The 18,528-nt window shown below is 62.2% G+C and carries 1 pseudogene; it reads left to right on the top strand.

The features are described 5' to 3' along the window. Window positions 1-18,479 (top strand): annotated as a pseudogene (sypC, locus tag AO068_RS18895) (syringopeptin non-ribosomal peptide synthetase SypC); the annotation flags it as partial. Window positions 18,480-18,528: the final 49 nt, after the last annotated feature.

Genomic DNA, 18,528 nt, shown 5'->3' with positions numbered 1-18,528 from the left:
AATATCGAATACCTCGGCCGTAACGACGATCAGGTGAAAATCCGCGGCTTCCGTATCGAGCTGGGCGAGATCGATGCACGCCTGGCCAAACACCCGGCCGTACACGAAGCGGTAGTGAATGCCCGTGAAGATATTCCGGGTGACAAGCGTCTGGTGGCTTATTACACCCTGGCGGCCAAGGAAACCGTGATCGACATCGACAGCCTGCGCGGCTGGCTGCAGGAGCAATTGCCGACCCATATGATCCCGGTAGCCTACGTACGTCTCGATGCACTGCCACTCACCCCGAACGGCAAGCTGGACCGCAAGGCCTTGCCAGCACCTGAAGCCGATGCACTGATCAGCCGTGGTTATGAAGCCCCACTAGGTGAAACCGAAGCGCAGATCGCAGCCATCTGGCAAGACCTGCTGGGCGTTGCTCAGGTCGGCCGTCACGACAACTTCTTCGAGCTGGGCGGTCATTCGCTGCTGGCGGTGAGCCTTATCGGCCGTATGCGCCAGTTGGGTTTGAGCGCTGACGTGCGCGTGCTGTTCGGCCAGCCGACGTTATCTGCCTTGGCGGCCGCAGTCGGCGGTAATACGGACATCGTGGTGCCAGCCAATCTGATTACCGAGGATTGCCAACGCATTACGCCTGAATTGCTGCCACTGGCCGACCTGACCCAGGCACAGATCGATAAGGTAGTCGACAGCGTGCCGGGCGGCGTGACAAATGTGCAGGACATCTACCCATTGGCGCCGTTGCAGGAAGGCATCCTCTATCACCACCTCAGCGCTGAGCGCGGAGATCCGTATTTGCTGCAATCGCTGTTCGCCTTCGACAGCCAGGAGCATGTCGACGACTTTGCCCGCGCCTTGCAGTTCGTGATCCAGCGCCATGACATTCTGCGCACTGCACTGGTCTGGGAGGGACTGGACGAACCGATGCAAGTGGTCTGGCGTCAGGCGTTGCTGATGCGCGAAAGCTTCGACCCGGATCCGCAAGGCGGCGATGTCGCGACACAGTTGCACCAGCGTTTCGACTCCCGCCGCCACCGCCTGGACATTCGTCGGGCGCCGATGATGCGTCTTGTACATGCCTGGGATGAGTCAAACCAGCGCTGGCTGGGCTGGTTACAGTTCCATCACCTGGTCATGGACCATACAACGCTGGAAGTAGTGCGCCATGAGATGCAGGCCTACCTGCTGGGGCAGGGGGCTCAACTGGGCCTGGCGGCGGCATATCGCAATTATATTGCTCAGGTCCGCCTGGGCATGAGTCAGGAGGAACATGAGGTGTTCTTCCGTGACATGTTGAGCGATGTTGACGAGGCGACGCTGCCGTTTGGTTTGCAGGAGGTGCAAGGTGACGGTCATGACATCGAAGAAGGCTTTCTGCCGGTGGATCTGGAGCTCAGCCGTCGTTTGCGGGCCCAGGCCCGTCAACTGGGAGTAAGTGCCGCGAGCCTGGTCCACCTGGCCTGGGCGCAGCTGTTGAGTAAGGCCTCGGGGCGTGACGACGTAGTGTTCGGCACCGTGCTGCTGGGCCGGATGCAAGGTGGCGAAGGCTCGGACCGAGCGCTGGGCGTGTTTATCAACACCTTGCCGCTACGTGTGGGCCTGGGCGACCAGGGCGTGCGTGACGGGGTCAAGGCCACGCACCGGCGCTTGACCGCATTACTCGGGCATGAACACGCGTCTCTGGCGCTGGCCCAACGTTGCAGTGGCGTGGTCGCACCGGCGCCGTTGTTCAGCGCCTTGCTCAACTATCGCCACACCAGCGTTGCTGTGACCGATGAAACGCTGACGGCCTGGAATGGCATGCAGGCAATAGCACTGGGCGATGAAGAACGCACCAACTATCCACTGACCCTCAACGTCGATGACCGCGGCGAAGACTTCCTGTTGACCGTACAGACCATACCGCTGATCGACGGCGCCCGGATTTGCGCCTACATGCTGCAAACATTGAGCAATCTGGTCAACGCGCTTGAGCAGGCGCCGCAGACACCGTTGCACGCTATTTCGATCCTGCCGGACAGCGAGCGGCAGCAGTTGCTCGAACAGTGGAACGAACCTGGCAATACCTGTACGAGCGAGACACCGATTCATCTGCAATTTGAAGCCCGCGCAGCAGAGCGGCCGAATGCCGTGGCGCTGGTGTTCGAAGAGCAGACCCTGAGCTACGGCGAACTCAACGCCCGTGCCAACCAGGTTGCACATCGCCTGCTGGCCCACGGCGTTCGCCCGGATGATCGGGTAGCGATCTGCGTCGAACGCGGCCCGGCGATGATCATTGGCTTGCTGGGTATTCTCAAATCCGGCGCCGGTTACGTGCCACTGGATCCGGCTTATCCGCTGGAGCGCCTGGTCTACACCCTCGGCGACAGTGCGCCGGTCGCGTTGTTGAGCCAGCAGTCGGTGCAGCAGACGTTGCCTGCCTGCGAAGTGCCGCTGATCTATCTCGACGATGCCGACCTGCAGGACGAATCCGTCTGTAATCCGCAAGTACCGGTCAAGCCCGCTGACCTTGCCTACGTCATCTACACCTCCGGCTCCACCGGTCTGCCCAAGGGCGTGATGGTCGAGCATCGCAACGTTGCACGACTGTTCTCGGCCACCGAAGACTGGTTCGGTTTCAATGAACAGGATGTCTGGGCATTGTTCCACTCGTTCGCCTTCGACTTCTCGGTCTGGGAAATCTGGGGCGCACTGCTGCACGGCGGACGTTTGTTGATCGTGCCGCAACTGGTCAGCCGCTCGCCGGAAGACTTCTACAACCTGCTGTGCAGTGCCGGGGTGACGGTGCTTAACCAGACGCCAAGTGCGTTCCGCCAGCTGATTGCTGCCCAGGCTGAAAACACTCAGGCACATTCGCTGCGCCAGGTGATTTTCGGCGGTGAAGCACTGGAAACGGCGATGCTCAAGCCGTGGTACGCCCGCAGCGCGAACGCTGGCACGCAACTGGTGAACATGTACGGCATCACTGAAACCACAGTGCATGTGACCTATTACCCGTTGCAGCCCGAAGACGCCCAGCGCGTCGGTGCCAGCCCGATCGGCAAGCGCATCCCGGACCTGCGCCTTTATCTGCTCGACTGCCCAGCGCGTCGGTGCCAGCCCGATCGGCAAGCGCATCCCGGACCTGCGCCTTTATCTGCTCGACGCCCATGGCGAACCCGTGCCGACAGGCGTGATCGGCGAGTTGTACGTGGGCGGTGCCGGTGTTGCTCGTGGCTACCTTAACCGTGAAGCACTGACGGCAGAGCGTTTCCTCGATAACCCGTTCAGCACTGCACCGGGTGCGCGCCTGTACCGTACCGGCGACCTGGGACGCTGGCTGGCCGATGGCAGCCTGGAATACCTGGGCCGCTTACCGTACCGGCGACCTGGGACGCTGGCTGGCCGATGGCAGCCTGGAATACCTGGGCCGCAACGACGAACAGGTCAAGATTCGTGGTTTCCGTATCGAACTGGGCGAGATCGAAGCGCGTCTGGCTGAATATCCGGACGTCCGCGATGCGGTGGTGCTGTGCCGTGAGGATGTGCCCGGCGACAAGCGCCTGGTGGCCTATGTCACGACGCAGCAGCCGGAAAGCCTGCTGGACATCGAAAGCCTGCGCGAGCATCTGCACGGTGCATTGCCGGAGCACATGGTGCCCGCGGCCTACGTGCAACTCGATGAGTTGCCACTGACGGCCAACGGCAAGCTCGACCGCAAGGCTTTGCCGGTGCCCGACCGCTCGGCGGTGGTCAGTCGTGGCTACGCAGCACCTGAAAACGACACCGAGATGGCCATTGCACGTATCTGGCAAGACCTGCTGCAACTGGAGCAGGTTGGTCGTCATGACAACTTCTTCGAGCTGGGCGGCCACTCACTGCTGGCTGTCAAACTGATCGAGCGCATGCGCCAGATCGATCTGGTTGCCGACGTGCGCGTGCTGTTCAGTCAGCCGACCCTGTCTGCCCTGGCAGCAGCGGTAGGCGGCAAGGGTGCACTGGAAGTACCCGCCAACCTTATTAACGCCAACTGCGAGCGCATCACCCCGGACATGCTGCCTCTGACAGTCCTGAGTCAGAATGATATCGACCGTGTGGTGGCAAGCGTACCCGGCGGCCTGGCCAACGTGCAGGACATCTATGCTCTGGCACCGCTGCAGGAAGGTATTTTGTATCACCACCTTGCCGCGACCGAGGGAGACCCGTACCTGCAATACGCGTTGTTTGCCTTTGATAGCCTCGAGCGTCTGCACGGTTTCGCCCAGGCACTGCAAGGCGTGATCGCGCGGCACGATATCCTGCGCACCGCCGTGCTTTGGGAGCGTCTCGACTCTCCGGTGCAGGTGGTCTGGCGTGAAGCGCCCTTGGGCCTGGATGAGCTGATACTGAACCCTGCCGATGGCGATATCGCCGAACAACTGCTGGAACGTCTGGACCCTCGTCACACCCGCCTGGACATTCGTCAGGCACCGATGCTACGCATCGGTTATGCACATGACGCGGAGAACGACCGCTGGCTGGGCATGCTGCTGTTCCATCATCTGGTGGACGACGCCACGTCGCTGCGCATTCTCACCAGCGAAATCGAGTCGTACATGCTCGGGCAGCAAGCCTCGCTGCCACCGTCCGTGCCTTACCGCAATTACGTGGCACAAGCCATGCTCGGCGTGAGCCGCGAGGAGCACGAAGCGTTTTTCCGTGACATGCTCGGTGACATCGATGAACCGACGCTGCCGTTCGGCCTGCAGGACGTGCAGGGCGACGGGCGCGGTATCGAGGAAGCGCGCCTACAGGTCGACATGGACCTGAGCCGCCGCCTGCGTTTGCAGGCCCGTCAGTTCGGGGTCAGCTCCGCCAGCCTGTATCACCTGGCATGGGCTCGTGTTCTGGGCGCTTTGTCAGGCAAAAAGGATGTGGTGTTCGGCACCGTATTGCTCGGCCGCCTGCAAGGTGGTGCCGGGTCCGACCGGGCGCTGGGGATGTTCATCAACACCTTGCCGTTGCGTGTCACGCTGGGCGAGCAGGACGTGCGCAGCGGTCTGAAGGCTACCCACGCAAGACTCAGCGGGCTGCTTGCCCATGAACACGCCTCGCTGGTACTGGCACAGCGTTGCAGTGGCGTGTCCGCTTCGACGCCGCTGTTCAGCGCCTTGCTCAACTACCGACATATCGCCGCTGAGGTCAACCAACAGACACTGGACGCCTGGCAAGGCATCGAAAGCCTGCGCGGCGAAGAGCGCACCAACTATCCGCTGACCCTTTCAGTAAACGATGAGGGAACGGGCTTCAGTTTAACGATCCAGGCCAGTGCCAGCATCGACGCGCAACGCGTCTGCGCTTATGTGCAGACCACTCTGGAGAATGTGGTCAGCGCACTGGAGCAGTCCGGCGAGGTGCCGCTGGCAGGCTTGCCGGTTCTGGCGGCTGTCGAGCGTGAGCAGTTACTGGTGGCGTTCAACGACACCGCGCTGGATTACCCGCAGCAGCAAACCATTCACGGGATGTTCGAAGCGCAGGTCGAGCGCACGCCGGAAGCGGTAGCAGTCGTCCATGGCGAACAACGCCTGACCTATCGCGAGCTTAACGAGCAGGCCAACCGCCTGGCCCATGCCTTGCGCAAGCAGGGCGTGCAGCCGGATTCTCGCGTCGGCATCTGTGTAGAGCGCGGCGTGGAGATGGTTGTAGGGTTGCTGGCGATCCTCAAGGCGGGCGGCGGTTACGTGCCGCTCGACCCGGCGTATCCGGTAGAACGAATTGCCTACATGTTGCAGGACAGCACTCCGGCCGCAGTACTGGCGCAAAACGCGACTCAGGACTTGCTGGCCGACGTTTCAGTACCTGTGATCAACCTTGATCTGAGCAACTGGCAGGACCAATCCGTCCAGAATCCGCAGGTGCCTGGGCTGACTTCGGCGCATTTGGCCTACCTGATATACACCTCGGGCTCCACCGGCCTGCCGAAAGGCGTGATGATCGAACACCGCAACACCGTTAACTTCCTGAGCTGGGCGCACACGGCTTTCGATGGCTCTGCGCTGGAAAAAACACTGTTCTCCACCTCGCTGAACTTCGACCTCGCGGTTTACGAGTGCTTCGCGCCACTGACGTCGGGCGGCAGCATCGAAGTGGTCAAAAACGTGCTGGAACTGCAACACGGCGAGCACAATATCGGCCTGATCAACACCGTACCGTCGGCGCTCAAGGCCTTGCTGGAAGTCGATGGACTGCCGAAATCGGTCCATACGGTCAACGTCGCAGGTGAAGCGCTCAAGCGCAGCCTGGTCGAATCGCTGTTCGAGAAGACTGGTGTGCAGCGCCTGTGCAACCTTTATGGCCCGTCCGAAACGACCACCTACTCAAGCTGGGTAGCGATGGATCGTGAAGATGGCTTCGCAGCGCACATCGGCAAACCGGTTGGCAATACCCGGTTTTACCTGCTGGACGAGCAACAGCAGCCTGTTCCGTTGGGTATTGCAGGTGAAATCTACATCGGTGGTGCCGGTGTAGCCCGGGGTTATCTGAACCGCGAAGACCTGACCGCAGAACGCTTCCTCAAGGACCCGTTCAGCGAACAGCCAGCGGCACGCATGTACCGTACCGGCGACCTGGGTCGCTACCTGCCAGACGGCAATATCGAATACCTCGGTCGTAACGATGATCAGGTGAAAATCCGCGGCTTCCGTATCGAGCTCGGCGAGATCGATGCACGCCTGGCCAAACACCCGGCCGTACAAGAAGCGGTGGTCAACGCCCGCGAAGATGTTCCGGGTGACAAGCGTCTGGTGGCTTATTACACCCTGAGCGCAGGGCACGCGTCAGTGGACATCGACAGCCTGCGCGGCTGGCTGCAGGAGCAATTGCCGGCCCATATGATCCCGGTAGCCTATGTGCTGCTCGACGCACTGCCGCTGACGCCTAACGGCAAGCTGGACCGCAAGGCACTGCCAGCACCGGAAGCCGATGCACTGATCCGCCGTGGTTACGAAGCCCCCCAAGGCGAAACCGAAACCCTGCTGGCGCAAATCTGGAGCGACCTGCTCCAGGTTGAACGCGTCAGCCGTCACGACCAGTTCTTCGAGCTGGGCGGTCACTCCTTGCTGGCGATGCGCCTGATTTCGCAGATTCGTCAACAACTGGGCGTCGAACTGAGCCTGGCCGCGCTGTTTGCCCACCCGGAACTGAGCGCGCTGGCGCAGGCCATCGCCCAAGCCGGACGCAGCATCCTGCCGGATATCGTGCCGGTGGCACGCGATCAGGCCTGGCCATTGTCGTTCGGCCAGCAACGCCTGTGGTTCCTCGCCCAGATGGAAGGTGCCAGCGCGGCCTACCACATGCCTGCCGGCCTGAGCCTGCGTGGCGAGCTGGATCGCGCGGCGATGCAACGAGCGCTGGAGCGTATCGTGGCGCGCCATGAGGGCTTGCGCACTACCTTCATTCAGGGCGATGACGAACAGCCATTACAACGGATCAGCCCGGCGGATGCCGGCTTCAACCTGCAACTGCACGATCTGCAAGGGCTGGTGGATGCCAAAGAGAAGCTTCAGGCACTGGCCAGCGAAGAGTCGCTGCAAGGCTTCGATCTGGAACAGGGCCCATTGATCCGGGGCCGCCTGATTCGTATGGCCGAGGACCATCACGTCCTGCTGCTGACCATGCACCACATCGTTTCCGATGGTTGGTCGATTGGCGTGCTGACCCGTGAACTGGCCGCGCTTTATGCAGCATTCATTCAGGGCCAGGACGACCCATTGGCGCCACTGGCGCTGCAATACCTGGACTACGCGGTGTGGCAGCGTCGCTGGTTGAGCGGCGATCTGCTGCAGCAACAAAGCGACTACTGGCAGCAAAACCTGGCAGACGCTCCGGCGCTGCTGATGTTGCCCACCGACCGGGTACGTCCGGCGCAGCAGGACTATACCGGCGCAGTGCTGCCCATCGTTTTCGACGAAGACCTGACTCGCGGCCTGAAGGCATTGAGCCAACGTCACGGCAGCACACTGTTCATGACCGTCATGGCCGCCTGGGCTGCGCTGCTGGGGCGTCTGTCCGGTCAGGACGACGTGGTCATCGGCACGCCAGTGGCCAACCGCACACGCAGTGAGACCGAAGGATTGGTGGGCCTGTTCGTCAATACCCTGGCCATCCGCGTCAACCTCAGTGACAAGCCCACGGCAAAGACTCTGCTGGCGCAGGTCAAGACCAGCACGCTAGGCGCCCAGGACCATCAGGACCTGCCGTTCGAGCAAGTGGTGGAAGTGATCAAGCCGGTGCGCAGCCTTTCGCACAGCCCGGTGTTCCAGGCCATGCTCAGCTGGCAGGACATGGGCGGCGGGGATTTCGCCCTCGGCGATCTGCAACTGGAAAACCTGAGCGCGGAACATACGCTGTCCAAGTTCGATCTCTCGCTGGACATCGGCGAAGCCCAGGGTCTGCTGTTCGGTTCACTTGAGTACGCCACCGCGTTATTCGATGAAAGCACCATCGCCCGTTATCTGGGCTACCTGCAGCGTTTGCTGCACGCCATGGTCGCCGATGACAGTCAGGTACTGGAGCATGTGCCACTGCTTGATACGGTGGAGCGCAAGCGACTGCTGGTCGACCTTAACGCTACCGACGTGCCGTACCCGCAAGACTGCACGATTCATCAGCTGTTCGAAGAAAAGGTCAAGGCGCAGCCCGACGCCATCGCCGTGGCTTTCCAGGCGCAGCGCTTGAGCTATGCCGAATTGAACCGTCAGGCCAACCGTCTGGCTCATCACCTGATCAGCCTGGGCATCGGTCCGGATGATCGTGTGGCGATCTGCGTCGAACGTGGAGTGAAAATGATCGTCGGCCTGCTCGGCGTGCTCAAAGCCGGTGCCGCCTATGTACCGCTGGACCCGGCTTACCCGGCCGAGCGCCTGGCGTACATGATCAACGACAGCCAGCCAGCGGCGTTGCTTACCCAGCGCGGCTTGCAGGAGCGTTTGCCCGCACTGTCCATGCCGCTGGTATTGCTCGACGACGATCATTGCCAGGGCTTCATCGAGTGCGATGACAACCCGGTCGTAGCGACTCTCGGCGTGCGTAACCTGGCCTATGTGATCTACACCTCGGGCTCCACCGGCAATCCGAAAGGGGTAATGATCGAACACCGTGGCCTGGTCAACTACAGCGTCGATGCTGCACGCTTGTTTGGCCTGTCCCCAACCGACACTGTGCTGCAACAAAACACCCTTAACTTCGACCTGTCGGTGGAGGAGATCTTCCCGGCACTGTTGGCCGGTGCCACCCTGGCGCCGAGCCGCGAGATCTTCGGCAGTGAGGGCATTGAAAATCACGGCATCTACCCGACCGTTCTGCACTTGACCGCCGCGCATTGGCACACACTGGTGGCCGAATGGCACAACCAGCCTCAGGCTGCTGAACAACGCCTTGCCGAGGTGCGCCTGATCAACGTCACAGGTGACGCATTGTCGGCGCAGAAACTCAAGCTCTGGGATGAGGTGCGCCCAGCGCATACCCGCCTGATCAACACCTATGGCCCGACCGAAGCGACAGTGTCCTGCACTGCGGCTTACGTGAGTCACGACGCAGCGGCTGGCAGCGAAGGCAGCGGTAACGCGACCATCGGCAAGCCGATGGCAAACACCCGCATCTACCTGCTCGATGCTCATCAGCAGCCAGTGCCATACGGCGTGGCCGGTGAGATTTTCATCGGTGGCGACGGCGTGGCACGCGGTTACCTGAACCTTGAAGAGGTCAACGCCGAACGCTTCCTCTCGGATCCGTTCAGCAATAGCCCTGATGCCAGGATGTACAAGACCGGCGACCTGGCGCGCTACATGGCTGACGGTCGTATCGAGTACCTGGGTCGTAACGACTTCCAGGTCAAAGTGCGCGGTTTCCGTATCGAGCTGGGCGAAATCGAAGCGCGTCTCGGTAATTGCAAAGGGGTCAAGGAAGCGGTAGTGATCGCTCGGGAAGACAATCCCGGTGAAAAACGTCTTGTGGCCTACGTGATCGCCCAGCCACAAGTGAATCTGGACGCCGCCAGCCTGCGCGCCGAACTGGCACCGCAATTGGCCGAGTACATGCTGCCGAGTGCTTTCGTGCTGCTTGATGCACTGCCGCTGACACCGAATCGCAAACTCGATCGCAAGGCCCTGCCTGCTCCGGCGGACAACGCCTTTGCCAGTCGCGAACATGTCGCACCGCAAGGCACCAGCGAAAAAGCCCTGGCGCAGATCTGGCAGAACCTGCTCAACCTGGAAGCAGTAGGGCGCCATGACCACTTCTTCGAACTGGGCGGGCACTCGCTGCTGGCGATGCGTCTGATTTCCCAGGTGCGTCAGCGCATGGGCGTCGAGCTGAGCCTGGCGGACATCTTCGCCCAGCCGGAACTCGCGCCGCTGGCTCAGGTAGTGGCGCACGCGGCTGGCAGCAGCCAGCAGCCCATCGTGCCGGTGTCCCGCGACCAGTCCTTGCCGCTGTCGTTTGCCCAGCAACGCCTGTGGTTCCTGGCGCAGCTGGACGGCGGCAGCGCGGCTTATCACATTCCAGCCGGTCTGCGTCTGCGCGGCAGCCTCGATAAAGTCGCCCTGAAACGGGCACTGGACCGTATCGTTGCGCGTCACGAGGCGTTGCGTACGACCTTTGTGCAGGAACAGGATCAGGATCCGCTGCAGCGCATCGCCCCGGCCGATGTCGGCTTGAGCCTGCAATTGCAAGTGCTGAGCGGGCAGGATGATGCAGAACAACAACTGCTCGCCATCGCCGCAGAAGAGGCCGAACAGGGCTTTGATCTGCTCAATGGCCCGCTGGTGCGCGGACGCCTGGTATGCCTGGCCGATGACGACCATGTGTTGCTGGTGACCATGCACCACATCGTCTCTGACGGCTGGTCCGCGGGTGTGTTGACCCGTGAGCTGGGCGTGCTCTATGCAGCGTTCAGCGAGGGTGCCGAAGATCCGTTGCCAGCGTTGCCGGTGCAATACGCCGACTACGCGCTGTGGCAGCGCAACTGGCTGAGCGGTGACGTGCTGCAACAACAGCGTCAGTACTGGCAGCAGACTCTGGGCGGTGCGCCGGCCTTGCTGACCTTGCCAAGCGACAGGCCACGTCCGGCGCAACAGGACTACAGCGGTCAACTGCTCGGGCTGGTGCTCGATGCCGATCTGACCCGCGGCCTCAAGGCGCTGAGCCAGCGGCATGGCAGCAGCCTGTTCATGACGGTCATGGCCGCATGGGCTGCGCTGCTGGGACGTTTGTCCGGTCAGGACGACGTGGTCATCGGTACGCCGGTGGCCAACCGCATGCGCGCCGAGGTGGAGGACCTGATCGGGTTCTTCGTCAACACCCTGGCCGTACGCGTCGACCTCTCGGGTACGCCGAGCGTGCAAACCCTGTTGCAGCAGGTCAAACAGCAGACGCTGGCCGCCCAGGCGAATCAGGACCTGCCGTTCGAACAGGTGGTTGAGGTGGTTCGCCCACAACGCAGCCTGTCCCACAGTCCGATTTTCCAGGCCATGTTGTCGTGGCAGAACAACGAAGCGTCCGATCTGGCGCTTGGCGACATGACCCTGCAGGGCGTCGCGGTGGCTGGCCATACGGCCAAGTTCGACCTGACGCTGGACATGACCGAGGTTGGCGATCAATTGATCGGCACGCTGGAGTACGCCAAGGCGTTGTTCGACGAGAGCACCATGCAGCGCTACATGGGCTACTTCCAGCGCTTGCTGGAAGCGATGGTCGCCGACGACCGCCAGTTGCTGGAGCAGGTGTCGTTGCTTGATACGGTGGAACGCCAGCATTTGCTGGTCGACCTTAATGCTACCGATGTGCCTTACCCGCAGCACAGCACCATTCACCAGCTGTTCGAAGAAAAGGTTCAGACACAGCCCGACGCCATCGCCGTGGTCTACGAGGCGCAGCGCCTGAGCTATGCCGAGTTGAACCGTCAGGCCAACCGTCTGGCTCATCACCTGATCGGCATGGGCATCGGCCCGGACTATCGAGTGGCGATCTGCGTCGAGCGCGGCGTGGAAATGATGATCGGCCTGCTCGGTGTGCTCAAAGCCGGTGCCGCCTATGTGCCGCTGGACCCGGCGTATCCGGCCGAGCGCCTGGCTTACATGATCAACGACAGCCAGCCAACGGCATTGCTGACCCAGCGTGATCTGCAGAAACGCTTGCCGCCCCTGACCTTGCCACTGGTGCTGCTCGACGATGATCAGCGCACAACCTTTACCGAGCGTGACGACAACCCGGTGGTGGAAGCCCTCGGTGTGCGCAACCTGGCGTATGTGATCTACACCTCCGGTTCCACCGGCAATCCGAAGGGGGTGATGATCGAACACCGTGGCCTGGTCAACTACAGCGTCGATGCGGCGCGTCTGTTTGCCCTGTCCCCAACCGACACCGTGCTGCAACAGAACACCCTCAACTTCGACCTCTCGGTGGAGGAAATCTTCCCGGCATTGCTGGCTGGCGCCACTCTGGCACCGAGCCGCGAGATATTCGGCAGCGAAGGGGCTGAAACTCACGGCATTCATCCGACTGTCCTGCACCTGACTGCTGCGCATTGGCATACGCTGGCGGCCGAATGGCACAACCAGCCGCAGGCTGCTGCGCAACGGCTGGCTGAGGTGCGCCTGATCAACGTCACAGGTGACGCATTGTCGGCACAGAAACTCAAGCTCTGGGATGAGGTGCGCCCGGCGCACACTCGCCTGATCAACACCTATGGCCCGACCGAAGCGACGGTGTCTTGCACCGCGGCTTACGTCAGCCATGACGCCGTCGCCGGCAGCGAAGGCAGTGGCAACGCAACCATCGGCAAACCGATGGCCAATACCCGTATCTACCTGCTCGATGCCCATCAGCAGCCAGTGCCATACGGCGTGGCTGGTGAGATCTTCATCGGTGGTGATGGCGTTGCGCGGGGCTACCTGAACCTTGCCGAGGTCAACGCCGAGCGTTTCCTCGCGGATCCGTTCAGCAACAGCCCTGACGCGAGGATGTACAAAACCGGCGACCTGGCACGCTACATGGCCGACGGCCGTATCGAGTACCTGGGCCGTAACGACTTCCAGGTCAAGGTGCGTGGTTTCCGTATAGAACTGGGCGAAATCGAAGCCCACCTGGGTAATTGCGCCGGGGTCAAGGAAGCGGTGGTGATCGCTCGGGAGGACAATCCGGGAGATAAACGTCTGGTGGCCTACGTAGTCGCACAGCCGGATATGCACCTCACGGCCGCCAGCCTGCGTACCGAACTGGCACCGCAACTGGCTGAATACATGCTGCCGAGTGCATTCGTGATCCTCGACGCCTTGCCGCTGACGCCGAACCGCAAGCTGGATCGCAATGCCTTGCCGGCTCCGCAGGCCGATGCCTTTGCCAGCCGCGAACACGTGGAACCGCAAGGTGACACCGAGGTGGCGCTGGCGCATATCTGGCAAAACCTGCTCGATCTGGAACAGGTAGGCCGTCATGACCAGTTCTTCGAGCTGGGCGGACACTCGCTGCTGGCGATGCGTCTGATTTCCCAGGTGCGTCAGCAGCTGAGCGTCGAGCTGGGCCTGGCGGATATCTTTGCCCAGCCTGAACTCGCCGCCATGGCACGGATACTCGCCGAAGCCAAAGGCAGCGTTCAGCCGCCGATCGTGCCGGTGCCTCGCGACCAGAACTTGCCGTTGTCGTTTTCCCAGCAGCGTCTGTGGTTCCTGGCGCAGCTGGAAGGCGGCAGCGCGGCTTACCACATTCCGGCAGGGCTGCGTCTGCGTGGCGCTCTGGATAACCCTGCGCTGGAGCGAGCGCTGGACCGTATCGTCGCCCGCCACGAAGTGCTGCGTACGACCTTTGTGCAAGAGCAGGACCAGGATCCGGTGCAGCGCATAGCTCCTGCCGATATCGGTTTCAGCCTGCAACTGCACGTGTTGACCGGGCAGGCGGATGCTGAACAGCAACTGCTCGCCATCACCGCTGCAGAGGCCAACGAGGGCTTCGATCTGCTCAACGGTCCGCTGGTACGGGGACACCTGGTGCGCATGGCCGAGGACGATCATGTGTTGCTGGTGACGATGCACCATATCGTCTCCGACGGCTGGTCCGCGGATGTACTGACCCGTGAGCTGAGTGCGCTCTATGCGGCGTTCAGTGCCGGTGCCGAGGATCCGTTGCCCGCTTTGCCGGTGCAATACGCCGACTATGCCGTGTGGCAGCGCAACTGGCTGAGCGGCGAAGTGCTGCAGCAACAGCGTCAGTACTGGCAGCAGACCCTGGGTGGCGCGCCAGCCTTGCTGACCTTGCCGACCGACCGGCCACGCCCGGCACAACAGGACTACAGCGGCAACGTTCGCGGCCTGGTGCTCGATGCGGAGCTGACCCGTGGCCTCAAAGCCCTGAGCCAGCGGCATGGCAGCACCCTGTTCATGACCGTAATGGTCGCATGGGCCTCGCTGCTGGGGCGTCTGGCCGGCCAGGACGATGTGGTGATCGGTACACCGGTGGCCAACCGCCTGCGTGCCGAAGTGGAGGACCTGATCGGGTTCTTCGTCAACACCCTGGCGATACGCGTCGATCTGTCCGGCGCACCCAGCGTCGAAGCGTTGATGCAGCAGGTCAAGCGGCAGACGCTGGCAGCGCAGACTCATCAGGACCTGCCGTTCGAACAGGTGGTCGAGGTGGTTCGCCCGCAACGCAGCCTGTCCTACAGCCCGATCTTCCAGGCCATGTTGTCGTGGCAGAACAACGAAACATCCGATCTGTCGCTGGGCAACATGAACCTGCAAGGCGTGGCGGTAAACGACCACACGGCCAAGTTCGATCTGGTGCTGGACATGACCGAGGTCGGCGATCAATTGATCGGTACGCTGGAATACGCCACGGCGCTTTTCGATGAAAGCACCATGGACCGTTACCTGGGCTATTTCCAGCGCTTGCTGGAAGCCATGGTCGCCAATGAGCAACGCATACTGGAACACGTGCCGTTGGTGGACGCGGCCGAGCGTCAGCATCTGTTGAGCAGTCTTAATGCAACCGACCGAGCTTACCCTCAGGGTCAGTTGATGCATCGCCTTTTCGAGGCGCATGCAGCGTCTCGACCTCAGGCGCTTGCGGCCCGTCAGGGTGAGCAGACGCTGACCTACGCCGAACTCGACAGCCGCGCCAACGCCCTGGCTCAGCAACTGCGCCAACGCGGCGTGGCAGCGGGAACCCGAGTGGCGATCCTGCTGGATCGCTCGGTGGAGCTGCTGACCAGTATGCTGGCCACCCTCAAATGCGGCGCTGCTTACCTGGCGCTGGATCGCCTGGCCCCCGAAGAGCGTGTGCGCTTCATGCTCGAGGACAGCGAAGCAACCCTGTTGCTGAGCCGTAGCGACCTGAACGCACCTGACATGACGCAAAGACTGGATCTGGACACACTGGATCTATCAGCGGCTAACGATGGGCCAGTAGCGCTTGCAGATGAAGTCGCAGGGCAGACCCCGGCGTGCATCATCTACACCTCCGGCTCCACCGGCATGCCCAAGGGCGTGATCGTGACCCACAACGGCATTGTGCGGCTGGTGCGGGACAACTACGACTTCCGGGCCGATGACCGCGTGGCGTTTTCCTCCAACCCGGCATTCGACGCCAGTAGCCCGGAGATCTGGGGTGCCTTGCTCAATGGTGGCCAGTCGGTAATTGTCGAGCCTTCCGTGTTGCTTGAGCCAGCAGACTTTGCCGCCTTGCTCAAACGCCACGAAGTGACGGTGATGTTCAGTTCGACCGCCTTGTTCAACCTGTATGCCGGGTTGATTCCCGAGGCCCTGGCAGGCTTGCGCATGCTGGAGTGCGGTGGCGAACGGGCAGATCCGGCCTCGTTCCGCCGGGTCCGTGAACACTCGTCCCAAGTACGCCTGTTCAACGGCTACGGCCCGACCGAGGGCACGACGTGCGCCACTCGTTACGAAGTGTTTGATGTGCAGCCGGGTACCCTGAGCCTGCCGATCGGTAAACCCAACGCCAACGTGCGCATCTATCTGCTCGACGCGTGCGGCGAGCCGGTGCCGATGGGCAGCGTCGGCGAGATCTACATCGGCGGGGTCGGGGTCGCGCTTGGCTACCTGAATCGCCCGGAACTGACCGCCGAACGCTTCAGCGACGATCCGTTCAGTCAGCAGGCGGGGGCGCGGCTCTACCGCACCGGCGACCTGGCGCGCTGGTTGCCGGACGGTAACCTCGAATACCTGGCGCGTAACGATGGTCAGGTGAAGGTCCGCGGCTTCCGCGTCGAACTTGGTGAGGTCGAAAGCAGCCTGCATGGGTGCGATGGCGTGCGCAACTCCGTTGTGGTGGCACGCGAAGACAGCCCGGGCGACACGCGTCTGGTGGCTTACTACACCGTGCATGCGGGCGCTGAAGCACCCGAAGTGGAGGCCCTGCGTGCACAGCTGAGCGCCGGCTTGCCGGAATACATGGTACCGAGCGTATTCATCTGCCTGCCCGACTTGCCGCTGACGCTCAATGGCAAGGTGGATGTCCACGCACTGCCAGCACCGACAGCGGATCAGTTCGCGAGCAGTGCCTTCGAAGCCCCGGCAGGCGAGCTGGAGATTCGTCTGGCGAAAGCCTGGACGGAGGTACTCGAGGTGCAGCAGGTGGGACGTCATGACAGCTTCTTCAGTCTCGGCGGTCACTCGCTGATGGCGGTACGACTGGTCAGCCAATTGGTGCAGAGTGGCTTGTCGGTGTCCCTGGCCGACGTGTTCCAGCACGCCAGCGTCGCGGCCTTGGCAAGTCTGCTGGGCAGCCGCAGCGAAGAGGTTGCACCGAAGCTTCATGAGCAACTGGTGCCGGTGCGTACCACAGGTAGCCAGCGTCCGTTGTTCCTGGTCCACGAGTTCACCGGCCAGGACGCGCATTTCCCGGCGCTGGCGGTACACATCGACAGCGAGATTCCGGTCTACGGGTTGAGCGGCATCCCGCTCGGTCAGGAACAGTTGCTGACCATGGAATGCCTGGCAACGCGCTTGTTGAATGTGATGCGCAGTGTTCAGCCGCATGGGCCTTATCGTCTGGCGGGCTGGTCGTTCGGTGGGCTTCTGGCCTACGAAATTGCCATCCAGCTGGAGGGCATGGACGAGGAGGTGGAGTTTATCGGCCTGCTCGACACCTACATGCCGCGTCTGGTGGATCTGGGTCGCGAGCGCTGGGACCTGCAGACCGCCCACAGTCAGCATCTGCTGGAACACTGCGAGCAGTTCTGGAGGGCCCGAGGCGAATGCACGCAGGCTCTGGAGGCCCTTGAGCAAGTGCGTGCAAACCGGCATGCCTTTGATTTCGCCGGGCTCCTGCAGCACTGCCGCGAGCAGGGTGCGCTGCCGCCGGAGCTGGACATCTACACGAACGAGGGTCTTTGCCAGTACCTCGACCGAGAGGTGGCTCACGGTCATGCGCAGGCCAATTACACGGTTTACCCCAACAGCGTGCCGCTGCACCTGTTCACTGCCAGTGAGTGGGAACCCAACTCGCAGAAACACAGCGGTTACCTGGGTTGGGATAGCGTACTGCCCGTCAGTCAGTTGCGCAGTATCAAGGTCGCTGGCGATCACTTGAGCATGATGAAGCCGCCACATATCGAGGGCCTGGGTCAGGCGATCAGCCAAGCGTTGGCTGATCTGCCCAATCGGCCACGAGGGGCTGACAGCGCCCACCGGCCGTTGTTGACGATTCAGGGTGGACGTCGCGATCACGCGCCAGTGTTCTGTGTACCGGGGGCAGGGGACAGTGTGACTGGCTTCATCAGCCTGGCCGATGCTCTGGGGCCGCACTGGCCGATCCACGGGCTGCAACCACGCGGGCTGGATGGCCGCACGGTGCCTTACAGTCTGGTGGAAACCGCCGCCGAGGCTTATCTGCAAGCACTCGACAGCACCCATCCAGAAGGACCGGTGCATCTGCTCGGTCATTCGTTCGGCGGCTGGGTGGCCTTTGAAATGGCTCAGCGCCTGACGGCAAGCGGCAGGGAGGTGGCTTCGCTGACACTGATCGACAGTGAGTCACCGGGCGGCAACGGCGTGGTGGGCAAACCTTACACCGCGATAGGCGTACTGGAACGTTTGATCGAGACCATGGAGCTGGCTGCGGGCAAGCCGTTGGGCATCGATCGTACGGCCTTCCGGGCCCAGGACGATGTCGGCCAGATGCGCTTGTTGCATGCCGGGATGGTGCGGGCAGGGATGTTGCCGCAGCGTTCGTCGCCGGACGCGATGCGTGGGCCTGCACGGGCTTTCGGTACGGCGTTGCGCACACGTTATCAACCGTCGCAGATATACACCGGGCCGGTGCGTCTGGTGCTGGCCGATGACCCGGTGCTGGATGCGGCGGGCAATCAGCGCGAACAACAGGCGATGGTCAGCGGCTGGCGCCGGTGTGCCCCGGATCTCACTGTCTGGCGTGGGCCGGGCAACCATTTCACCATTCTCAAGGCGCAGCATGTACAGCATCTGGCGAACTGGTGGCTACCCCGTCAATAACATCGTTTCTTCAAGCCCGGCGGTTGATCGCCGGGCCAATCCTCAACAC

It is taken from the genome of Pseudomonas sp. ICMP 3272 (assembly GCF_001466905.1).
In the GTDB taxonomy this organism is placed as follows: domain Bacteria; phylum Pseudomonadota; class Gammaproteobacteria; order Pseudomonadales; family Pseudomonadaceae; genus Aquipseudomonas; species Aquipseudomonas amygdali.
Note: the sequence above shows the minus strand (reverse complement) of the source record. Positions and strands in the feature narration are given on the sequence as shown.